A 23,490-nucleotide genomic window follows, 5' to 3' on the forward strand; every position below is an offset into this window, starting at 1 on the left:
ATATGAATAAAGATAAAAGGAGAGTTTCCTCATGACAATGAAACGTAAGAAAGTCTCAGTTATCGGTTCTGGTTTTACAGGTGCAACGACAGCATTTTTGTTAGCGCAAAAAGAACTTTGTGATGTAGTTCTTGTCGACATTCCACAAATGGAAAACCCGACAAAAGGGAAAGCGTTAGATATGCTAGAGGCTGCCCCTGTACAAGGTTTCGATGCGAACATTATTGGAACTTCAGATTATACAGATACAACAGACTCAGATATCGTTATCATTACAGCTGGTATTGCACGTAAACCAGGCATGAGCCGCGATGACCTTGTTCAAACGAACCAAAAAGTCATGAAGATTGTAACAGGCGAAATCGTGAAACATTCTCCAAACGCAACGATTATTGTATTAACAAATCCTGTTGATGCAATGACATATACCGTGTACAAAGAATCAGGATTTCCGAAAGAACGTGTAATCGGGCAGTCAGGTGTTCTTGACACTGCGCGTTTCCGCACGTTCGTCGCACAAGAATTGAACCTATCTGTTAAAGATGTGACAGGTTTTGTGCTTGGTGGACACGGTGATGACATGGTTCCGCTTGTACGCTATTCATACGCAGGTGGTATTCCACTTGAAACATTAATTTCTACAGAACGTCTGGCGGAAATTGTTGAGCGTACGCGTAAAGGTGGCGCAGAAATCGTTAACCTACTTGGGAATGGTTCTGCATACTATGCACCTGCTGCATCGCTCGTTGAGATGGCTGAAGCCATCTTGAAAGACCAAAAACGTGTATTACCATCAATCGCTTACCTTGAAGGTGAGTATGGTTTTGATGGCATTTATATCGGCGTGCCGACAGTTCTTGGTGCAGACGGCATTGAAAAAATCATTGAGCTTGAATTGACAGAAGCTGAAAAAGCAGCATTCGCAAAATCTGCTGAATCTGTTAAAGCAGTGATGGATATTCTTGTATAAAGTTTTTTGAATCGAGTAGCGGGGATGCTACTCGATTTTTTTTGGAATTATTGATAAACTGAATCTATTATACTCGGAGGTGGGGAAAAAGTTGATATTGGGGAAACAAAGACGTCTCGGCAGGAAAGTGGAAGACATGACTGTTGGAGAGAAACTAAAGTTGACGGAGAAAATTGAGGATAAAGATCTGTTATTATATCTAGGTTTGACGAATGATGGCAATCCATTGTATATCCAACATGATTACGCTTCTCAGACTGTATATGAAAACCCGATTGTCCCAACGATTATGCTAACGGGAATTGTGACATCTGCCGTATCAAAATATTTACCTGGACCTGGTTCGCATATCGTAGAGCAGCATTTATCCTTTCCAAAACCGGTATACCACTATTCAACCATTGATTTTCTTTTTGAAATTACAGATGTTCATAAAGAAGAAAATCATATTGTTATTCGGGTAGAAGCGCGAAATGTTGAAGAAGAACTTGTGATTGTCGGAACTGTGACAGCGATCCCTCCGAAACTGGAAGAGCATCTTACGTCACAACCAACGAAAAATTCTTGACGAAAGAGCTGGTATAAGTTGAATTCAATTGCTAAGAAAATATTAATCGTCGATGATGAACAGCCGATTCGGATGTTACTAGACTATAATTTGAAACAGTCCGCTTATGAAACCATTTTAGCTGCCGATGGAGAAGAAGCGGTTTTGAAAACAGAAACAGATAAGCCTGATTTAATTTTACTTGACCTAATGCTACCAAAAATGGATGGCATCGATGTGTGTAAGACGTTAAGGCAGCGAGGCATTAATATTCCTATCATTATGCTGACAGCGAAGGGGGACGAGCTGGACAAGGTGCTCGGTCTAGAAATTGGGGCCGATGATTATATGACAAAGCCATTCAGCCCCAGAGAAGTAGTTGCGCGTGTGAAGGCCGTGTTAAGGCGTAGTGGGGATAGAGCAGAGCAACCTGTTGAGGGAGATGTACTCCAATCAGGCCTGTTAACTGTGCATCCTGAACAATATGTAGCTTATCTTGATAAGACGCAGCTAGAGTGCACACCGAAAGAATTTGAATTACTCGTGTATTTTATGCAAAATCGAAACCGTGTATTGTCGCGAGATCAACTATTAAGCGCTGTTTGGAATTATGATTTTGCGGGAGATACACGAATCGTGGATGTGCATGTAAGTCATTTGCGAGAGAAAATTGAAGAAAATACAAAGAAGCCTCTTTTTATTAAGACAGTGAGAGGTATCGGTTATAAATTTGAGGAGCAAAAAGCATGACGGGTGGCTTGTATTCAAGGCTCATTATTGCTTGTGCAATCCTTTTATCGGTTCTTTTGACTGGTCTTGGTATCGTCCTAGGCCAGTTTTTCCCATTGTTTTCGAATGAGAGTGGCCTTGATTTGCAACGGAAATATTGGCTGTTCTTAATCGTTACATTAGTACTTGCATTTGTACTCGCATTTTTTATTGCGACAAGAATGATGTTGCAATATGCTCGACCGATTGATCAAGTAACAAAGACGGCTGTTCAAATTGCACGTGGAGATTATTTAGCGAGAACACAGACTGATGAATTTGAGTTTGACAATGAGTTGGCTGTTGCTATTGATAAAATAGGGAATAATTTACAGGAAATGTCGATGCTACGAACGATGGAAAAGGAAAGGCTGAAAACTTTAATTGAAAGTATGGGTAGCGGGTTGCTCATGTTTGGGCGTGAAGGATCTGTTAATTTATTAAATGGCGTATTTGAAAAAACATTTGGTTTTTCAAAGAGCGAGGTGATTGGCAAAACCTTTAAAAGTATTGGATTGCCTACAGATATTGAAAACCTAATCGAAGAAGTGTTTATGACGGAACAAGTGCATGAAAAGCAAGTTCGAGTGGATGTAGGAGGGGTTAGTTCTTATATGAGTGTCTATGGTGCGCCTGTTATTGGCCATCATGGGAATTGGCTTGGTATTATTGTTGTCCTACATGATATTACGAAACTGGTGCAGCTTGAAGAGGTTAGAAAAGATTTTGTCGCCAATGTATCCCATGAATTACGCACGCCTGTGACGTCTATTAAAGGTTTTACAGAGACATTATTGGATGGTGCGATGGAAGACCCTGTTATTTTAAAAGAATTTCTTGGCATTATTCAAAAGGAAAGTGATAGGCTGCATTACCTAATTGATGATTTGCTGGCATTGTCGGGGATGGAAAGAGACGGTTTTTCTTTACAGTTTACGGCTGTGAACTTGAATGCAGTTATTGAAGACGCGATTAGAGGGGTGTCGGGTAAATTAGAACGGAAGAGCATGGATGTTCTTGTCACGATACCAGATGATTTTATACTAGAGGCAGATGCAGATCGACTGATTCAAGTGATGGTGAATTTATTATCGAATGCGATTAATTATTCAAAAGAGCAGACGAAAATCACGGTTACTGTGAAGAAGAGGCAGGACGATGCGGTGATTGAAGTGAGAGATGAGGGAATTGGTATTGCTCAATCAGAACTGCCGCGCCTATTTGAACGGTTTTACCGTGTGGATCGTGCGAGAAGTCGTGAGTCGGGTGGGACTGGCCTTGGTCTTGCGATTGTAAAGCATTTGGTTGAAGCGCATGGCGGTACAGTCGATGTGAAAAGTGTAATGGGGCAGGGGACGGCATTTCAAATTCGGATCCCAATGCAACAAGTAGAAAAACAATCCGTGTGATGCGGATTGTTTTTCTTTTGCATGAAAATCACTCAATTATGAAACTTTCAGCAATGGGTTACGTATAACGTATAGATACATAGAAAAAAGGAGGTCTTTTTATATGGGTACACGTCGGATTTTAATGACGGTTGGCATGTCGATAGCGGGACTCATACTACTTATTATTGCTTTTACAACTTGGTATACAGTAGATGAATCAGAACAGGCTGTTGTCATCACTTTCGGGAAAGCGGATACGACTGTAACGGATTCGGGGCTACATTTCAAACTTCCTTGGCCTGTTCAGCAAGTAGAACTACTGTCGAAAGAGACATTTAGTCTCCAATTTGGCTATAAGCAGGATAAAAGCGGTGAGCTTGTTTCCTATGATAAAGAAACAAAAATGATTACGGGGGATGAATACATCGTCCTGACAGATTTAATTGTTCAATGGAAAATTACTGAACCTCAGAAGTATTTGTTTAATGCAGTTGATCCGCAAAAAATTCTGCATGACGCAACATCAGCATCGATACGTTCGGTTATCGGTAGTTCGACGATTGATGCCGCATTAACGGATGGTAAAGCTGAAATTGAAGCGCAAACGCGTGAATTGCTAGCAACATTAGTAGAAAAATATGACATAGGACTCTCCATTCAAGGCGTTAAATTGCAAGACGTGGAGTTACCGAATGCAGAGGTTCGTGCCGCATTTACTGCCGTAACAGATGCGCGTGAGACGAAGAGTACGAAAGAAAACGAAGCATTGAAATATGTGAACCAAAAGAAACACGAAGCCGAGGGTGAGCGAGATGCCATTAAATCACGTGCACTTGGACAGAAAACCGAACGTATAGAACAAGCGCATGGGGACGTTGCACTTTTTAATAATCTATACACCGAATATGCGAAAAATAAGGCGATTACTCGACAACGACTGGTCCTCGAAACGCTGGAACAAGTATTACCGAAAGCCAAAATTTATATTATGAACGACCAAGGCGAAACGGTGAAATACTTACCGTTACAGCAATTGGAAAATCAATTGCCGCCAGCAACAGAGGCGAAAAAAGAAGGGGGCGGAAACGAATGACGAACGATAACAATCCTTTCAAAAGTATTGAAGAGAAATTTCTAGAGCGTCAACGAGCAAAACAGAAAACGTCGGGTGAGGCGAAGGGTTCAAAATTGCCGAAAGCGCCAATGGATGTGAAAAAGTATGTGAAGCTGACCGTCATTTTAACAGCAATCTTTGCATTCGCGGTAATCCTTGTCGCAAATGTCTTTATCGTGAAGGAAAATGAATACCGTGTCGTTCGCCAATTCGGTGAAATCAAGCGCATTGTTGAGAAGCCGGGCTTCAACATGAAAGTTCCATTCATTCAGAGTGTGACGACGTTACCGAAGAACCAAATGATTTATAATGTTACTGAATCAGAAATTAATACAAAAGATAAGAAGCGTATTATCATCGACAACTATGCTGTGTGGAAAATTACAGATCCCGGCAAAATGATTTCGAATGCACGTAATATTGTCAACGCCGAGGCGCGCATGCAAGAGTTCATCTACTCTGTTGTGCTTTCTGAGCTTGGACAGTTGGATTATGTGGATGTCGTCAATGATGAGAACTCATCTCGCGGAAGTTTGAATGATCGTGTAACAGAGCGGGTCAATGCGTTTTTAGAGGACGGAAATTTTGGCATTGAAGTCGTGGACGTTCGTATGAAGCGGATTGATCTGCCAGAAGAAAACGAACAATCTATCTACACACGAATGATTTCGGAGCGTCAATCGAAAGCGCAATCTTACTTATCTGAAGGGGATGCAGCTAAAAGTCGTATTGAAGCGAATATCGATCGTGAAGTACAGGAAATGCTAGCAAAAGCAAAAAAAGAGGCTGCGATTATTCAAGCGGAAGGCGAATCGGAAGCGGCAAAAATTTATAATGATGCATTTTCGAAAGACCCGGAGTTTTATAATTTATACCGCACATTAGAGTCGTATTCTAAAACGATTGGGGAAGATACGATGATTATCATTCCGGCAAATTCACCTTATGCCAAAGTACTGACAGGTTATTTAGAATAAGCATAGCCATCTACTGATGACGTCATTTTCATGTATCCTTACCGCACAGCATGGTAAGATAAATGAAGATGACGTTTTTAGATACGAAACGTAGTGAACGTAGGTCATTGTCTAGCATTTAGATGCCCTACGCTTTTCTAATGAATAGGAGTGAATGTACGTGACGACGAAGAAAATCGTATTATTGGACGGCAATAGTCTTGCTTATCGAGCTTTTTTTGCCTTGCCTTTATTGACGAATGATAACGGAATCCATACGAACGCCGTGTATGGTTTTACGATGATGCTGCAAAACATTTTAGAGGATGAAAAACCGACACATATGCTTGTTGCATGGGATGCTGGTAAAACGACATTTAGACATACAACATATGGTGAATACAAAGGTGGCCGTCAAAAAACGCCGCCGGAATTATCCGAGCAATTCCCATATTTGCGCAAGCTGCTGGAAGCTTATAATATTCCGCAATATGAATTGGATCAATACGAGGCGGATGACATCATTGGAACGCTCAGTAAAGTAGGAGACGCAGATGGAGCGGAAGTAGTCGTTATTTCAGGCGACAAGGACTTAACGCAACTAGCAAGTGATCGTACAACGGTGTTCATTACCCGAAAAGGGATGACGGATATTGAGAAATATACGCCTGAGCATGTTATGGAGAAGTACGGTATTGAGCCACATCAAATTATTGACATGAAAGGCTTAATGGGCGACGCATCGGACAATATTCCAGGTGTACCAGGTGTCGGCGAGAAAACGGCGCTAAAACTGTTAAAGGAATACGGCTCCGTTGAAAATGTCTACAAATCGCTGGATGCGATTACGGCGAAAAAACTGAACCAAAACTTAACGGAAAACGAAGCACAAGCGTTCATGAGTAAAGAGCTGGCGACGATTGAAGTGAATGCTCCGATTACGATTGCGGTTAATGATCTGACGTATGCAGGTCCAGATATGGACAAGGTGGTTGGGATTTATCAAGAATTGAAGTTCAAAACACTTCTTGAAAAAATAGCACCACAAGCTGCTGAAGAACCGCAAGAGGCCATTGATATTGTCGTTGCTTCTGAGCTGACGGATGCCGATTTAGCGGAGGAAATGGCCGTTCATATTGAAATGATGGATGAGACGTATTTGACTGCGGATATTTTAGGCATCAGTTTAGCAACGGACAAACAGGTAATCTTTGTGCCACATACGGTGGCGAAGGAATCGCCGGCGTTCAAAAAGTGGCTGGAAGATGCTTCGAATAAGAAATATACATCTGATTCTAAGGCGGCTATTGCTTCGCTTGCGCGAATGGGTATCACAGCAGACGGTTTTGCCTTCGATTTCCTATTAGCGACGTATATTGTCAATCCATCTGCTACCTTTACAGATGTTGCTTCAATTACGCGTGCATTTGACTATACAGACGTTCAATCAGATGAAGTGATCTATGGCAAAGGTGCAAAGAAGGCTGTGCCAGCTGATGAGGTGATCGCTGAGCATGCGGGTCGCAAAGCGCTTGCAGTTTGGAAGTTGCGTTCGGTTATTGAACAGAAATTGCAAGATAATGATCTGTACGACCTCTATCATGAAATCGAGCTACCGTTAGCTAAAATTTTAAGCAAAATGGAAACGACAGGCGTTAAAACCGATTTACGGGTATTGCAAGAAATAGGCGTTCATCTGTCTGCCAAATTAGCAGAGTTAGAAGCAGCTATTTACGAGGCGGCGGGTGAGACATTTAATATTAATTCGCCGAAACAGCTAGGAGTTATTTTGTTTGAAAAAATTGGACTGACGCCGATTAAAAAAACGAAAACCGGTTACTCAACTGCTGCGGATGTACTAGAGAAGTTGGAAAAAGAACATGAAGTGATTGGTTTGATTTTAACGTATCGACAGCTTGGTAAATTGAACTCAACCTATATTGAAGGGTTATCGAAAGAAATTCATGAAGACGGGAAAATTCATACAACGTATCAGCAGGCATTGACGACAACAGGAAGACTTAGTTCCATTCATCCAAACTTGCAAAACATTCCTGTTCGCTTAGAAGAAGGCCGCAAAATTCGAGCGGCGTTTGTCCCATCTGAACCAGGTTGGTATTTGTTTGCTGCGGACTATTCGCAAATCGAATTGCGTGTACTTGCACATATGTCGCAGGATGAAAAGCTTATGGAAGCATTCCGAGAAGGTGCAGACATTCATACGAAGACGGCAATGGATGTCTTTGGTGTAGAACAAGATGCGGTAACATCGGACATGCGGAGAGCAGCGAAAGCCGTAAACTTTGGGATTGTCTATGGTATTAGTGATTATGGTCTGTCACAAAACTTGGATATCACGAGGAAAGAGGCTGCGAAATTCATTGACACGTATTTGAATAGCTTTCCGGGTGTTAAACAATATATGGATGACATTGTGGCAGATGCCAAGCTAAAAGGGTATGTGACGACATTGTTGAATAGACGCCGCTATTTGCCGGAAATCACAAGTTCGAATTTCAACTTGAGAAGTTTTGCGGAGCGCACAGCGATGAATACACCGATTCAAGGAAGCGCTGCGGATATTATTAAAAAAGCAATGATTGATATGGCGGCAAGGCTTGAAGCGGAAGGGATGCAGACACGTATGCTCCTCCAAGTACATGATGAGCTGATCTTTGAAGCACCCGAAGAGGAAATTGAAAAACTGAAAGAAATTGTACCCGAAGTGATGGAATCTGCATTAACGCTCGACGTCCCGTTAAAAGTGGATTGGGCGTTCGGATTGTCTTGGTATGACACGAAGTGAGGGAAAAGTATGCCTGAGTTACCAGAGGTAGAAGGAGTTGTCCGTGCGTTAGCACCTGCAGCAACAGGTAGGACGATTCGGGAAGTCACGATTTCGGATATTGTAATTCAATCGAAGCAGCTTGGGAAAGAAGCGGTGTTAAAGGGAATTACAACCGAAGACTTTATTGTTGAGATGGCAGGTATGATGATTAAAGACATCACACGCCGTAGTAAGTATATTTATTTTCATTTGCTGAAAGATGGTAACGAGTGTTTGCTCGTTAGCCATCTTGGCATGACAGGCGCATGGTTTACAGTTGCGTCGCTGGAAGAGATTACAGAGCTGAAATTCCGCAAGCACGCACATGTTATTTTTACGATGGAAGACGGAGGATTGCTTGTTTATTCGGATATCCGACGCTTTGGGGAAGTGCGGCTCGTTGGTTGCGAAGCGGATCATCCGCCGTTATTGAAAATGGCGCCAGAACCGTTTGATGCGGAAGCGTGCCAGCATTTTCTGGATATGGCGGCGACGCCGAAGTATGCACGAAAGCCTATTAAAGAAGTTATTATGGATGGACAAGTGATCTCGGGCTGCGGCAATATTTACGCAACAGAAGCGCTTTTTAAAATGGCGATGCATCCAGCGCGGGTGACTGAACAGGTAAGTTTAAAGTGGAAAAAAGAGCTATTCGCAGTGATTGTCGCGATTTTACAGGAAAGCATTGATGCAGGAGGAAGCTCGATTTCCGATTATCGCAATATCAATGGAGAGGCGGGCACGATGCAAGACCGGCTCAAAATGTATGGCCGAAAAATCTGTTTTGCGTGTGGAGTTTCTACGGAAAGCATGAAAATTGCGGGCAGGACTTCGGTTTATTGCCCAGACTGTCAGAAATAAGGGGGATGGCATATGATCATTGGATTGACGGGGAGTATTGCGAGTGGCAAGAGTACAGTTGCCGAGATGTTGAAGGATAGAGGATTTCCGATTGTTGATGCGGATGCCGTCGCTCGGCTTGTTGTTGAGCCAGGTAGCCCGGTGTTAGCCGAAATTCGCAAGCAATTTGGTGAGGAAGTCATCCAGGTGGATGGGAGGTTAAATCGGGAAAAGCTTGGTGAACGAATTTTTAATGATGCAGAAGAACGTAGCAAACTGAACGGCATCATTCATCCAGCGATACGCCAAGAAATGATAAGGCAAAAGGAAGAGTGGCTACAAAATGGAGCACAGACGGTCATTATGGATATCCCTCTGCTGTTTGAAAGCAAGCTTCAATCATTTGTAGAGAAGATCATTGTCGTATCGGTAACACCGGAAATTCAAAAAGAACGGCTTATTCAGCGAAATGTGTTATCGGAAGAAGAAGCCGATGCCCGAATTCGTTCACAATTGTCTGTTGCAGAGAAAGAGCGTGGCGCAGATGCGGTGCTATATAACAATGGTACTATAGAAGATACGGAAAGGCAGCTTGTAGAAACCTTGTTAGAATGGGATTTGCAACCTTGAAGCGTATTCTGAAAAATTGAACTTCGTGAATGTACTCACAAACGCTTGGTTCTTGCATAAAATGTGTTATACTAATTAACGAATAGCATATAAAAAGTATAACATACATGCGAGAGGACGGATTTTATGACTACTTCTATAGCGATTAATGGGTTCGGACGAATTGGGCGGATGGTGTTCCGTCAAATGATTACTGAGGAAGAGGTTACGGTTGTCGCAATTAATGCGTCATATCCACCTGAAACACTTGCTCATCTTATAAAGTATGACACAAATCACGGACCATTTGCTGGGGAAGTTCTTGTAGAAAAAAATGCGCTCGTTGTTAATGGAAAACGTGTAATGATCGTTGCAGACCGTGATCCACTGAACTTACCTTGGAAAGAGCTTGGTGTCGATATCGTCATTGAAGCGACAGGTAAATTTAATTCGCGAGATAAAGCAGCACTACACCTTGAAGCAGGTGCGAAAAAAGTAATTATCTCTGCGCCTGGTACGAATGAGGATGTTACGATTGTACTTGGTGTCAACGACGATAAGCTCGATATTGACAAGCATGATGTAATCTCAAACGCAAGCTGTACAACAAACTGTTTAGCGCCGGTTGCAAAAGTGTTGAATGATACATTTGGTATCGTTAACGGTCTCATGACAACCGTACATGCCTTCACAAATGATCAAAAAAACTTGGATAATCCACATAAGGATCTTCGCCGTGCACGTGCATGTGCGCAGTCTATTATTCCGACTTCTACAGGAGCAGCAAAAGCATTGTCGCTTGTGCTACCTGAACTTGAAGGGAAAATTCATGGAATGGCTTTGCGTGTTCCAACACCGAATGTCTCACTTGTTGACCTTGTCGTTGACTTGGAAGAAGATGTGACAGTTGAAGCAGTAAACCAAGCATTCCAAAAGGCTTCTGAAGGAGCAATGGCGGGTATTCTTCGTTTCACAACAGAGCCGCTTGTGTCTATTGACTTTAATACAACGACGGAATCTGCAACGATTGATGGCCTTTCAACTATCGTTATGGGAGACCGCAAAGTGAAAGTACTTGCATGGTATGATAATGAGTGGGGTTATTCTGCACGCGTTGTCGATTTAGCGAAAAAAGTTGCGCTTGGATTACAAGCGAAAGTGCACGCTTAATAACTACTAGAGAACGTCCAGAGGTCGAACTGTCGACTTCCTGGGCGTTTTTATTTCGACCTCAAGGATCAAATTACTCAAAATCGCATTCTTTACGCTCGATAGCGATTTTTTGATCAGTATTCTGTTATAATCAATAGTATATATACGGAAAAGCGGAGGATACAAAAAATGAAATGTCCAGCTTGCCAATACAATGGCACCCGGGTGATTGATTCTAGACCGGCGGAAGAAAATCGATCGATACGTCGTCGCAGGGAATGTGAACAATGTGCATTCCGTTTTACAACATTTGAAAAAGTAGAGGATACGCCCTTAATTGTTGTGAAAAAGGAAGGGTCTCGGGAAGAATTTAGTGGAGAGAAAGTACTCAGAGGGCTTATTCGTGCATGTGAAAAACGCCCGGTATCTCTTGAGGATTTAAAAAATATTGTTTATACGATTGAAAAAGATTTAAGAAGTGCTAGTGTTACGGAAATCAAATCGGATGAAGTTGGAGAATTAGTAATGGAATTATTAGCGGATGTCGATGAAGTCGCATACGTTCGCTTTGCGTCGGTTTATCGTGAATATAAGGACATCACTGTTTTTATCGATGAGCTTCAGAAGTTGCAGAAACGAACAAAGAACTAATGTGTACTATTCATAAAGAAAGGAAGCGTATGAATGACAACCCTCTACAAAGAATTACAGCCAGTTGATGCCTACACAGTATGGTTGTCACATCCGTTTTCGGACTATGACAGGCAACTCCTTACATTGTTTTACCAGCCGCTCATTGGTTCACAGGCCATGAGCTTGTTCATGACGCTTTGGGCAGATGCGGAGCAAAGAGATAGGGGCATGTACAATCATTACCATCTCATGAATATCTTAACGATGCCACTTGGCCCTATTTTCGAAGCACGTATTTCACTTGAAGCAATTGGCTTATTGCGTACATCGAGAAGAAGGGATGGCGAAGCAAGAGTATTTCGATACGAACTCCAACCGCCATTAGACGCCAAAGCATTTTTTGCGGATCCGTTATTGTCGACGTTCTTATTTAGTAAAATTGGGGAACAGGCCTATCGAAATTTGCGTGCGCGTTTTGCAGTGGAGGAGCCACGTGAAGAAGGCTATGAAGATGTTTCAAGGACGTTTCTTGATGTATATACGCCTGTTCAGCATGGCTATTTAGCTAACGTGGATGACAATAGGTCAGTAATCGGACGAACTGAATCTGCAGGTGTTCCATTTTTAGACACAGATTTTGATTTTGATCTTTTGCGTTCGGGTTTATCTGAACAAATGGTACCGAAATCATCCCTTGCCTCGGTTTCAAAGGAACTGATTGCAAAATTGGCCTTCCTCTATTCATTAACACCGCTCGATATGCAGAAGGTGATTATGATGGCGTTAGACGAGGACTTGAAGTTGCCGGAAGAGCGCTTGCGCAAAGCTGCAACTGACTACTATAAGATGAATATTTCACAGGATGCGCCTATATTGCATAAAGTGTACACGCAGGAACCTCCGCAGCAAGAAGTGGAGCTATTGACACGTGATGATGAATTGGTGTTTTATTTGGAAAATACGCCACCGGTTGCCATGCTGCGAGATATTAACGGCAAAGAGCCTTTGTCGGTAGATGTTCAGCTTGCTGAAAAGCTTGTGAATGCGCATGGACTGTCAACCGGTGTTGTTAATGTTCTGTTGCAATATGTGCATTTGCGCAATGACGGAAAAATTACGAATAATTATGTAGAGCGTATTGCCTCTCATTGGATGAATAAAAAAATTGAAACAGTGCGGGCGGCAATGGAAATTTCACGCAACGAACATGATCAGTATGTGAAGTGGAAAAACGAGGGACAAAAACCAACGCCAAAACGCAAGCCTACGCGCGAAGAAAAAGTACCGGAATGGTTTTATAAGAAGGAAGACAAGCAAGAAGGAAAACAAGTAAAATCGACGAGGGCCACATCGGATATCGATGAAGAACGTCGCCAATTGATGAAGGAACTAGGCGTTACAGGAGACGGGGTGGAGTGATATGGAGCACATAGGAAGTGCGATGAAGCGAGTTGTAAAAGCGCCAGCATTTGCAGAGCGCTATGAAGCACTGCGCAAAGAAGTGATGGACAGCCCAGGTGTGCAACAATTTTTAACGGATCATGCCGAAGAAGTTGACAAATCGGTTGTGGATCGGAGTCTTGGGAAATTATACGAATATGCCACGGCTTCCCATGATTGTGGTAAATGTCCGGATCTTGCAGGTTGTGTAAATGTGTTAAAAGGCCTTGAGCCTAAATTGGTTCTTGTGCGTGGATTAATTGATGTAGAATATACGAAATGCCGAAGTAAATTGGTGGATGAAGAATTGCGTAGTGTTTCTAAAATGATTGATAGTATGTATATGCCAAAAGATGTGATGGCGGCGAAATTACAAAATATCGATATGTTTTTTGATGATAGTAGGGTAAAGGCGGTCCGTGCAGCAAAAGATTTCTTAAACGTTCTTGACGAAACAGGCGAACTGCCGGAGCGTGGGGTTTATATTTACGGACCATTCGGTATTGGGAAATCCTTCATTCTTGGAGCGATGGCGAATGAGCTTGCCACTCGCCGAATTCGCACTGTTGCTGTCTACGTCCCAGAGTTTCTACGAGAAATGAAACAATCGATTCAAGATCAGACATTGAATGATAAAATCGACTTTGTGAAAAACGCCCAAGTGCTTATGTTAGATGACATTGGGGCGGAGACGATGTCTGCCTGGACACGCGACGAAGTGCTAGGTACGATTTTACAATACCGGATGGCAGAGAAGCTCCCAACCTTTTTCACATCTAACTTCAGCTATGACGAACTAGAGCACCATTTAACCTACTCCCAACGCGGGGAAAAGGAAGCTGTAAAAGCGGCTCGAGTGATGGAAAGAATCCGAATGATAAGTACCCCATTGCGTCTTGATGGGGAAAATCGCCGAGGAAAATAAAAGCTGATGCATGAACAGAGAAATCACTCGGTCATGCATCAGCTTTTTTATTATGGGACAGTTTTGTAGAAAGATGCTATGCGTCAAACCTCAATCATCTTAATTGTTGAGAAAATCTCTTCCTCAGGAGATTGACTAGTCCATTCGCTTGGGAAATAACCAAGCGGATTGCAGATGATGTCAATTCCTTGATACGTTTCATCATAGCGGATATGAATATGGCCAAATATGTATTTCTTCACCCCATATTTGATAGCCAATGCACCGAGTTGTTGGCTGCCCATCATGGCATTGAAAAAATCCCAGCTCGGGTCATTTTTACTGTGGATAAAGTGAGCGAAAGGAACGGTATGCGTCACCATGATAATATTTTTATCACGATGTTCCTGCAACCAATACTCAAGCTTTTGGACGTAGCGAGTCGTTTCTTCTGGATCTGTACCTGGCCAATGGGCAAACTGTTTGTCGGGCCAAGTGAAATCCTGAAAGGTGCCGATTGTAAATTGCTTCGTCGTAAAATCCGTCATTCCGAAGCTGTAATCATACCAACCGCCGTCGCCAATGATGACCCAATCATCTGTCAACTGGACAGGCCCGTTGCCTAAATTTCCAGGGAACTGTAGCAACGTATCATAGGCGGCCATAGAATCCTCGGCATAAATATCATGATTGCCATGAACAAATAAAATCTTGGTTTGCGGACAATCCGATTGTAAACGGTTTAATAGAGCTAATGCTTTTTCGGGACGAGCTGTCATATCACCACTAATGACAAAAATGTCTGGAGAATGACTATTAATCCAGCTGGTGATTAAACCTAAAATATCTGCTCCTGTATATTTACGATTCAAGCCTTCATGAATATCTGACAACATAGCGATTTTCACAATATCCCTCCAATTTGATAGGAAATTTCGCAATCGTTGCACTTATCTGATTTTATCATTATCTCATCAACTTGACACGAATCATATGACCGGAGCGCCTAGCATACATTGCTACTACTAATGGGGAAGAGGTGGGTTATGCCTTACACGGATAACTATGAAAGGGATACCTATGGCATCATCGATTTTTGGGTGCGTAACAATTTTGAGCACGGGGAGTTTTTCGATCGGGAAATTAGTCACCATGAGTTGGAGTTAGCACGTGCCAATCAGCGTATGACGCAGCGGATGGGACTGATCTTTAAACAAGCAGAAGCGAAAACGGTAGATGTCGGAACTTTGTTGGATGAAGCGAAAAGTTCCACACATGAGTTCCGGGATTTGCTTCTCCATACGATGGATAAGGCATTGCACTGCGAAGTCATTATTTCGACACCAACATCCCTCCTCGATCATATGATTCGCGAAGCGGAAGAGGCGCAAAAGGTTTTTAAATTAATTGAAACAGGTGCCTATGTGTCTCCTGCGAATGCAACGATACATGAAAATAATTTTTGGCTTAGGCAAATGGTGGATCACTTGATTTTCATCAGTCACTACGTAGATGCTTCTAACTACGAGCTTCATGACAGAGTGAGGGCGATGACTAGAAAATTTGAGAACTTATTCCTCCAAGCAAATGCACTTAAAACGATCATTCGCCAACCACGTAATGAGATATCCCCTGTGCTCAACACTTTTAACCAAATGGTCATTAAAGAAGCGAAAGAACTTGAAGCCTTTAAGTTGGAATTAAGTGAGCTGATTAAAAATTGCGCAGCGATTACAACGGCACCGCCTGATTTGCTGGAGCATATTGCCAGAGAAGCGCATCATTTATGGAGAAACTTGGAGGATCAGACCGTGTTGTAATTTGTGTAAATGAATGATGAAAGTCATGATAACTAAATGGATTTGGACCATAGATAACCCCAGTATCGATTGTTTTTTCATCGATACAAGTCTTATGGGGGAATCTATGGTTTTTTATTTTTATTACAATAGCATTTTATTTTTGGAAATGGCTGAATCCGCATATAATTTTTTTGTTGACATCCATCGTTTGCTATTATATATTGGTACTGAGATTGAGAATCGTTTTCAGTCGATAATAATTGTTTGGGGATGAATATACTATGAAGAAGAGTTTAATCGTATTTATCGCAGCTTTAATGCTATTACTTACGGCATGTGGAAGCACAACTACTAAAGAAAGTGGTGCTGATAAAGATACAAGTGCGAAGAAGCCTGAGAAATCGGAAGTCAATTTGTATACAAGTAGACATTATGATGTGGATAATGAATTATATAAGAAGTTTGAAGAAGAAACAGGCATTAAAGTGAACGTTATTAAAGACGAAGCAGATGTACTCATTGAGCGCATCAAACGTGAAGGGGCTGCAACGCCAGCAGATTTACTACTAACGGCTGACGTTGGCAGATTGTACCGTGCGAAAGAAGAAGGGATTCTTCAAGCAGTGTCAAGTGACATCTTATCGAAACAAATCCCGGAGAACTTGCGTGATGTTGATGATATGTGGGTCGGCTTGACAAAACGTGCGCGTATTCTCGTGTATAATAAAGACAAAGTCAAACCAGAAGAGATTTCTACATACGAAGCGCTGACAGAAGACCAGTGGAAAAACCGTGTTCTCGTTCGATCATCTGAAAGTGTTTATAATCAGTCGCTACTTGCTTCATTTATCGAGATTGACGGGGAAGAGACAGCGAAAGAATGGGCGCAAGGTATCGTCAATAATTTTGCACAAAATCCTGAAGGCGGAGATCGCGACCAAGCGAAAGCAATCGCTGCAGGTATTGGTGATATCGCAATTATGAATTCATACTATTTTGGTCAAATGCTTAACTCGGAAGAACCTGAAGAAGTGAAAGTGGCAGAAAGCCTCGGCGTCTTCTTCCCGAACCAAGAAACGACAGGTACACATGTAAATATTAGTGGAGCTGGTGTTATCAAAGGTTCGAAAAATGCGGATAACGCACGTAAATTACTTGAATTCCTTACAGGGGAAGAGGCACAAGGTGAATTTGCTTCTGCGAATTATGAATTCCCTGTGAATGAAAACGTAGAACCTTCCGAACTCCTTCAATCATGGGGAGATTTTAAAGAACAAGAGATACCATTATCGACGCTCGGAGAAAATAACGCGAAAGCGATTATGATTTTCAACGAAGTCGGCTGGAAATAAAAGTTGAGCCCCCTTCCGAATTTTCGGCTAGGGGGTTATTGTTGAAAAGGTAGAGGGTGGGATTTTATCATGAACAAGCATCTAGCAAATGTGAATGGGTGGACGATTGGCGCTATACTCATTATCATTTTGCTTTTTTTACCGAATGTGTCGATTGTAGTAGGCATCTTTGCGCCAGCAAGTGACAATTGGGCGCATATTAAGGAATTCATGCTTCTGAACTATATAAAGTCGTCGCTTACACTTGTTTTCTTTACAGCACTGTTTACGATTGCGATCGGACTCAGCCTTGCTTGGCTCATTGCTCAATATCATTTTCCATTGAGGAATTTTATGAAGTGGGCACTGATTCTGCCTTTATCCATTCCGCCTTTCATCGGTGCTTACACGTATCATGGCATTATCAATTACACGGGCGTCATTCAAAAGACACTTCGTAATCATTTCGATATTACGCCAAATCCCGCTTATTTCGATATCATGAATGTCCCAGGTGCGATTTTTATTTATACACTGTTTTTGTATCCATATGTCTATATGATTACTAGGATTTTTCTGTCTCACCAAGCGGCGTCTCTAATTGAAAGTGCGCGAACGCTTGGAAAAGGACCATGGGAAATTTTCTTCCGAATTGTACTCCCGATTTCCCGTGTATCTATCATTGGAGGAGCAAGTTTAGTTGTATTAGAAGTATTGAACGATTATGGTGTCGTAAAGTATTTTGGAATCCAGACGTTTAGCACGGCCATTTTTCAAACTTGGTTCGGGCTCGGTGATTTGGAATCATCCATTAAACTTGCGGGCTCCCTTATGGGAATCGTTATTCTCATTTTGATGATTGAACGTTTACTGCGTGGCGGTAAACAATTTAGTTATTCTACGACAAAAGTAAGACCGCTTCCTCTCGTAAAACTAAAAGGGAAGAATGCTGTATTTGCGACATTATATACGTTACTGATTTTTAGCATTGCGTTCCTCATTCCAATCATTCAACTGATTGACTGGGTGATCCTTACATTTGGTAATGTGCCGATGGGGGATGTACTATTCTATACGAAGAATTCGGTTATCGTTGCAGGATTGGGCGCTTCGCTTATTATTGTCTTTTCGCTTATCGTTGGAAATTATAGTCGCATCGTACATCATAAAGTCGCGAAATTATTGCCGAAGTTGACAGTCCTCGGTTATTCGATACCTGGTGCAGTAATAGCGGTGGCGGTGATTACGACATTCATCGCACTTGATAAGCTTCTTGGGCCTGTCTATCAATATCTAGGTATTGATTCGGAACTCGTTTTGAGTGTCAGCTTGTTCATGTTAATCAGCGCCTATGTCATTCGTTTTTTTGCTATTGGTTATAATTCAATTGAATCCGGTTTCGATAAAATCGGAACAGATTTCCGTGACGCATCGCGTATGCTAGGCGCAAATAGACTGCGAACATTTTTTAGAATTGACGTACCGATGATGAAAGGTGCGATTATTAGTGGGTTTATCCTTGTGTTTGTGGATATATTAAAAGAGATTCCGTTAACGCTAATTTTACGGCCATTTAATTACGATACACTTGCTACAAAGGCGTTCCAGTATGCAAGTGATGAAAAGATTATGGAAGCATCCCAGGCTTCATTATTAATTGTCGGCGTGAGCGCGATTGCCATCTTCGTTTTCCATAAGTTACTCAGAGAGGAGCCGAAATAATATGTTTATGACGATTGAAAATTTGCAGTTCTCCTATCCGAAATCGCCCTCGAAAACAGTGGATAATTTTTCTTTTACAGTGGAAAAAGGGGAAGTCATTTCAATACTTGGCCGCAGTGGTAGTGGAAAAAGCACGTTATTACGTTTAATTGCGGGGCTAGAAATGCCATCGGGAGGTTCATTTACCTTGAATGGTAAGAAAATGTTTTGCGACCGGACTTTTCTGCAACCGGAAAAGCGGGGAATTGGGATGGTTTTTCAGGACTATGCACTTTTCCCGCATATGAGTGTTGAAGAAAATATCATATTCGGTCTTTCGAAAATGAGTCGGAAGGACAAGAAGAAACGAGCCCAAGAAGTGCTTGAACTTGTTGAGTTACTTGGATTTGAAAAACGCTATCCGCACCAATTAAGCGGTGGGCAGCAGCAACGGGTTGCACTTGCGCGGGCGATAGCGCCAGAGCCAGAACTTATTCTTCTGGATGAGCCATTCAGTAACCTGGATACAGATTTACAAGTGAAAATTCGTGGAGATCTTCGACAGATTTTAAAGAAAGCTAAAACGACGGCTATATTTGTGACACATAATCAAAACGATGCGCATGCGCTGGCGGATCGTATCGTCAAAGTGAAAGACGGCAAGATTGATAAAATCGGACGTCCTTGCGATTTGTTGGGCGTTTCCCCGACAGAAATTCCCGATATGGTTGAAATTACTTTTGATGAACTTTTGAATGTATGACAAAATGGACTTGCATTTAGAACATAACCGGCGTATACTCGGACTTATTCATTAATCTAAAATGCAACGAAGAGGACAACAATCGATTTGTCGACTGACAGAGAACAGGGTCATTGGCTGGAAGCCCTGAAGAACAGACATCCGATTTACCGCCTTGGAGCAGCGATGGTGAAAGAATTCAGTAATCATCGACGGTACCGGCCCGTTAGCCGACGTCAAGCTTCATCTCTCTGACGTTTATTTGCGTTGGAGTGAAGAAACAAGGGTGGAACCACGAGCGATAGCTTCGTCCCTTTCCAGGGATGGGGCTTTTTTTGTGCGTAAAAATGAAGAAGGAGTGTTTACTAAATGGCAGAGATGATCAAATTACAATTTCCGGATGGCGCGGTGAAAGAGTTCTCGCAAGGTACAACAACAGAGGATGTCGCGGCATCCATTAGCCCAGGGCTACGCAAAAGTGCATTAGCAGGTAAAGTAGGGGACAAGTTAATCGATTTGAAAACACCTCTTACTGAAGGTGGCGAATTTGCCATCATTACACCGCAATCACCAGAAGCACTGGAAATTTTACGTCACAGTTCAGCGCATTTGCTTGCACAAGCAGTGAAACGTAAGTTCCCAGACGCGAAACTAGGAATCGGTCCGGTTATTGCCAGCGGTTTCTATTATGATATTGATTCACCGACACCAATTACAGCGGAAGACTTACCTGAAATTGAAAAAGAGATGAAACGCATCATTGGTGAAAATGTCGAAGTCATTCGTCACGATGTATCACGTGAAGAGGCGGAACGAATCTTTACAGAAATCGATGACCAATACAAACTAGAACTGCTTGAAGCAATCCCAGCAGGGGAGCAAGTATCCCTCTACGAACAAGGCGATTTCATTGACCTATGTCGTGGTGTTCACGTGCCGTCAACAGGGAAATTGAAAGAATTCAAATTATTAAGTATCGCAGGTGCCTATTGGCGCGGCGATTCTAACAATAAAATGCTACAACGTATTTATGGAACAGCGTTCTTCAAGAAAGACGAGCTCAAAGAGCATCTTCGTCTGTTAGAAGAAGCGAAAGAGCGTGATCACCGTAAAATCGGTAAAGAACTTGATCTGTTCATGAACTCGCAAAAAGTCGGACAAGGTTTACCGATGTGGTTACCAAAAGGTGCAACTATCCGTCGTATTATCGAACGATATATCGTAGATAAAGAAGAAAGGCTTGGTTATGACCATGTCTATACACCGGTTCTCGGTAGCGTAGAATTATACAAGACATCAGGTCACTGGGGTCATTATCAAGATGGCATGTTCCCAGTTATGAGTATGGACAATGAAGATTTGGTATTACGCCCGATGAACTGTCCACACCATATGATGATTTACAAAAACGGTATTCATTCATATAGAAACTTGCCACTCCGTATTGCGGAACTTGGTACGATGCACCGCTATGAAATGTCTGGCGCATTATCAGGCTTGCAACGTGTTCGTGGCATGACATTGAATGATGCACATATCTTCGTACGCCCGGATCAAATCAAGGATGAGTTCAAACGTGTTGTGCAGCTGATCATTGATGTCTACAAAGATTTCAACATCGAAGACTATTCATTCCGCGTATCTTACCGTGACCCAGCAGATACTGAAAAATACTTTGATGACGATGTAATGTGGGGCCATGCACAATCTATGTTAAAAGAAGTAATGGACGAAATGGGTCTGGATTATGTGGAAGCGGAAGGCGAGGCAGCATTCTACGGGCCGAAATTAGATGTTCAAGTAAAAACTGCTATTGGTATGGAAGAAACGTTGTCGACTGTGCAGCTAGACTTCTTGCTACCAGAACGTTTTGACCTCACATACGTTGGGGAAGACGGCAAACAACATCGTCCGGTCGTTATTCACCGCGGTGTCGTGTCAACAATGGAACGTTTTGTTGCATTCCTGATTGAAGAATATAAAGGCGCATTCCCGACATGGCTTGCACCTGTTCAAGTAGAAGTGATTCCTGTATCACCAGATGCACATTTTGACTATGCAGATGGCGTACGCGAAAAATTAGTTGCTGCTGGTTTCCGTGTTGATATTGATAGCCGTGAAGAAAAAATCGGCTACAAAATCCGTGAAGCGCAAATGCAAAAAGTTCCGTACATGCTTGTCCTGGGTGACAAAGAAGTCGAAACGGGCGAAGTGAACGTTCGTAAATACGGTGAACAGAAATCAGAAAGCATGCCATTTGAGACATTCCTTGCGAAGTTGCAAGAAGAAGTATCAAAAATTTAACTTGAATCAACAACACCTGCCAGTGCGCGGAATTCCGTGCACTGGCAGGTGTTTTCTTATTGGAATGAATACATTCAGCCAGCTCTACTGCCCTCAGCCATTGTTGTAACGGCGCTAATGGTAAATACAATTGTGAATAAAATAATGGAACGAACATTTAATAGGTTGCCAAACTCGCCTGTGATGAAATAGCCTATCACGCGGTTAATACTAACGATGATTGTCGCAAATAATAAACTGCCTACAATGATTTTGACGTAATGAGTCATTTTATCCTCTCCTTTGCTACTATATCAACATTAACAGTTGTAAACCTTTCATCTTTGATTCAGAATGCTCTTTTGTAAAGTCGCAATTATAATCAAAAACTTTTTTAAGGAAAGGGTAGAATGAAGAGAAAGGAGGTGCCCGAGTTGAGGCATGAAGATACAATTCAGTCAGCTTTGGAATGGATTGAACGAAATTTGCATCGCGCGATTTACCTTGAAGATGTAGCACTTGCCGCGAACTTTTCGAAGTTTCATTTTCACCGAATTTTTCAAGGAGCGCTCAAAAAGAGTGTGGATGATTACATACGAATGAGGCGCTTAGCTGTTGCAGCAGTCCAGTTGATTCATTCAGAAGAGCGTATTATTGAAGTTGCTTTGCATGCACAGTTCAACTCGCAAGAAGCATTTAGTCGTTCGTTCAAAAAAATGTATGGTCTCTCGCCGGGGGCCTATCGAAAAATGATGAGAACACTCATCGCTAAAAAAGAGGAGGAAGAACAAATGGCAACTGCGATAAAAGGGTGGTTTTTAAGTGGTAGTCACCCACATAACTATCAGATGGGGATTGATCATACGATTGTCCATGAGGGCAAGGCTTCGGGCTACTTACAATCCAACACAGTTTTTGAAAATGATGAATTTGCGACGATGATGCAACAATTTAAAGCGGATCGGTATAGAGAAAAAAGAATTAAACTGTCCTGTTTTGTGAAAAGTGAAGATGTACGCGCTTTTGCGGGAATGTGGATGCGTGTAGATAATCAAGCTGGAGATGTATTGCAGTTTGATAATATGAGCAACCGCCCGATTGTCGGCACATCAGATTGGAATATGTACTCGATTGTCTTAGATATCCCAAAAGAAAGTGCAATCATTTCTTTTGGGATATTGGTGCAGGGAAAAGGAAAGGTCTGGATGGATCAATTTTCCTTTGTTGAAGTTGATGAACGTGTACAGACGACAAATTTAGAGCTTGTGCCCGAGTTGTTAGATGCACCTACTAATTTATCTTTTGAAGATTTTAGATAAAGTTCAGTTCGAAGGAACCCACTTGACCATCACACCTAAACGATTTTTCAGGGGCATATGTAGCTGAAGTTCTCCTTGGGTGATCATTCTCCAAATTGGATGGATAAGGATAACCAGTTTCCTGTATAATGAAGAAAACTTAGGAGTATTTTCCCAAAGGA

At 42.1% G+C, this 23,490-nt stretch carries 21 protein-coding genes; 19 read left to right on the top strand and 2 right to left on the bottom strand.

Features of this window, described 5'->3' with window-relative positions:
• The first annotated feature begins 31 nt into the window (after nt 1-31).
• From mdh to dnaI, 13 genes are all read left to right on the top strand, one after another.
• The gene (gene mdh / locus MKY34_RS11665) at nt 32-970 is read left to right on the top strand and encodes a malate dehydrogenase (RefSeq protein WP_342510728.1); all 939 of its coding nucleotides are present in this window, start codon (nt 32-34) and stop codon (nt 968-970) included.
• 91 nt (nt 971-1,061) lie between these two features.
• A complete protein-coding gene (locus MKY34_RS11670) occupies nt 1,062-1,538 on the top strand; it encodes a MaoC/PaaZ C-terminal domain-containing protein (protein WP_342510730.1) in 477 nt (158 codons plus the stop codon).
• Nucleotides 1,539-1,565: 27 nt separating this feature from the next.
• The gene (locus tag MKY34_RS11675; protein WP_342515250.1) at nt 1,566-2,267 is read left to right on the top strand and encodes a response regulator transcription factor; all 702 of its coding nucleotides are present in this window, start codon (nt 1,566-1,568) and stop codon (nt 2,265-2,267) included.
• Nucleotides 2,264-3,694 carry an ATP-binding protein gene (locus tag MKY34_RS11680; RefSeq protein WP_342510733.1) on the top strand — a complete coding sequence of 477 codons (1,431 nt, stop codon included), beginning with the start codon at nt 2,264-2,266 and terminating at the stop codon, nt 3,692-3,694. The genes MKY34_RS11675 and MKY34_RS11680 overlap by 4 nt, the downstream gene beginning before the upstream one ends.
• Before the next feature lie 103 nt (nt 3,695-3,797).
• Nucleotides 3,798-4,769: an FtsH protease activity modulator HflK gene (gene hflK / locus MKY34_RS11685; RefSeq protein WP_342510734.1), complete on the top strand. Its 972-nt coding sequence runs from the start codon at nt 3,798-3,800 to the stop codon at nt 4,767-4,769.
• Nucleotides 4,766-5,767 carry a protease modulator HflC gene (locus MKY34_RS11690; protein ID WP_342510737.1) on the top strand — a complete coding sequence of 334 codons (1,002 nt, stop codon included), beginning with the start codon at nt 4,766-4,768 and terminating at the stop codon, nt 5,765-5,767. The genes hflK and MKY34_RS11690 overlap by 4 nt, the downstream gene beginning before the upstream one ends.
• Before the next feature lie 160 nt (nt 5,768-5,927).
• Complete coding sequence (gene polA / locus MKY34_RS11695) at nt 5,928-8,552, top strand: DNA polymerase I (RefSeq protein WP_342510738.1); 2,625 nt, start codon at nt 5,928-5,930, stop codon at nt 8,550-8,552.
• 9 nt (nt 8,553-8,561) lie between these two features.
• Nucleotides 8,562-9,434, top strand: coding sequence for a bifunctional DNA-formamidopyrimidine glycosylase/DNA-(apurinic or apyrimidinic site) lyase (mutM, locus tag MKY34_RS11700; RefSeq protein ID WP_342510740.1), 873 nt, complete (start codon nt 8,562-8,564; stop codon nt 9,432-9,434).
• A gap of 12 nt (nt 9,435-9,446) precedes the next feature.
• Nucleotides 9,447-10,043 (top strand): dephospho-CoA kinase, encoded by a 597-nt coding sequence (coaE, locus tag MKY34_RS11705; protein WP_342510741.1) that lies wholly within the window; start codon nt 9,447-9,449, stop codon nt 10,041-10,043.
• Between the two features lie 126 nt (nt 10,044-10,169).
• The gene (locus tag MKY34_RS11710; protein ID WP_342510744.1) at nt 10,170-11,192 is read left to right on the top strand and encodes a glyceraldehyde-3-phosphate dehydrogenase; all 1,023 of its coding nucleotides are present in this window, start codon (nt 10,170-10,172) and stop codon (nt 11,190-11,192) included.
• Nucleotides 11,193-11,363: 171 nt separating this feature from the next.
• The gene (gene nrdR, locus MKY34_RS11715) at nt 11,364-11,825 is read left to right on the top strand and encodes a transcriptional regulator NrdR (protein ID WP_342510746.1); all 462 of its coding nucleotides are present in this window, start codon (nt 11,364-11,366) and stop codon (nt 11,823-11,825) included.
• 33 nt (nt 11,826-11,858) lie between these two features.
• Nucleotides 11,859-13,226, top strand: coding sequence for a DnaD domain protein (locus MKY34_RS11720; RefSeq protein WP_342510748.1), 1,368 nt, complete (start codon nt 11,859-11,861; stop codon nt 13,224-13,226).
• 1 nt (nt 13,227) lies between these two features.
• Nucleotides 13,228-14,172, top strand: a complete 945-nt coding sequence (dnaI, locus tag MKY34_RS11725; RefSeq protein ID WP_342510752.1) for a primosomal protein DnaI — start codon at nt 13,228-13,230, stop codon at nt 14,170-14,172.
• An 83-nt stretch (nt 14,173-14,255) separates the two neighbouring features.
• Here dnaI and MKY34_RS11730 read toward each other — a convergent pair whose 3' ends face one another.
• Nucleotides 14,256-15,059 carry a metallophosphoesterase gene (locus tag MKY34_RS11730; RefSeq protein WP_342510754.1) on the bottom strand — a complete coding sequence of 268 codons (804 nt, stop codon included), beginning with the start codon at nt 15,057-15,059 and terminating at the stop codon, nt 14,256-14,258.
• A 138-nt stretch (nt 15,060-15,197) separates the two neighbouring features.
• Between MKY34_RS11730 and MKY34_RS11735 the strand changes: the two genes are divergently transcribed.
• The 5 genes from MKY34_RS11735 (at nt 15,198) to thrS (ending at nt 22,031) form a co-directional block, all read left to right on the top strand.
• Nucleotides 15,198-15,971 carry a DUF2935 domain-containing protein gene (locus tag MKY34_RS11735; protein WP_342510756.1) on the top strand — a complete coding sequence of 258 codons (774 nt, stop codon included), beginning with the start codon at nt 15,198-15,200 and terminating at the stop codon, nt 15,969-15,971.
• A 263-nt stretch (nt 15,972-16,234) separates the two neighbouring features.
• Complete coding sequence (locus MKY34_RS11740; protein WP_342510758.1) at nt 16,235-17,305, top strand: extracellular solute-binding protein; 1,071 nt, start codon at nt 16,235-16,237, stop codon at nt 17,303-17,305.
• 69 nt (nt 17,306-17,374) lie between these two features.
• Complete coding sequence (locus MKY34_RS11745; protein WP_342510760.1) at nt 17,375-19,006, top strand: iron ABC transporter permease; 1,632 nt, start codon at nt 17,375-17,377, stop codon at nt 19,004-19,006.
• A 1-nt stretch (nt 19,007) separates the two neighbouring features.
• The gene (locus tag MKY34_RS11750; protein WP_342510762.1) at nt 19,008-19,748 is read left to right on the top strand and encodes an ABC transporter ATP-binding protein; all 741 of its coding nucleotides are present in this window, start codon (nt 19,008-19,010) and stop codon (nt 19,746-19,748) included.
• Nucleotides 19,749-20,096: 348 nt separating this feature from the next.
• Entirely contained in the window at nt 20,097-22,031 is a 1,935-nt protein-coding gene (gene thrS, locus MKY34_RS11755; RefSeq protein WP_342510764.1) for a threonine--tRNA ligase, read from the top strand.
• A 74-nt stretch (nt 22,032-22,105) separates the two neighbouring features.
• Here thrS and MKY34_RS11760 read toward each other — a convergent pair whose 3' ends face one another.
• Nucleotides 22,106-22,300, bottom strand: a complete 195-nt coding sequence (locus MKY34_RS11760) for a hypothetical protein (RefSeq protein WP_342510766.1) — start codon at nt 22,298-22,300, stop codon at nt 22,106-22,108.
• 144 nt (nt 22,301-22,444) lie between these two features.
• Between MKY34_RS11760 and MKY34_RS11765 the strand changes: the two genes are divergently transcribed.
• Complete coding sequence (locus MKY34_RS11765) at nt 22,445-23,329, top strand: AraC family transcriptional regulator (protein ID WP_342510768.1); 885 nt, start codon at nt 22,445-22,447, stop codon at nt 23,327-23,329.
• Nucleotides 23,330-23,490 lie beyond the last annotated feature (161 nt).

The organism is Sporosarcina sp. FSL K6-1522, assembly GCF_038622445.1.
Lineage (GTDB): Bacteria > Bacillota > Bacilli > Bacillales_A > Planococcaceae > Sporosarcina.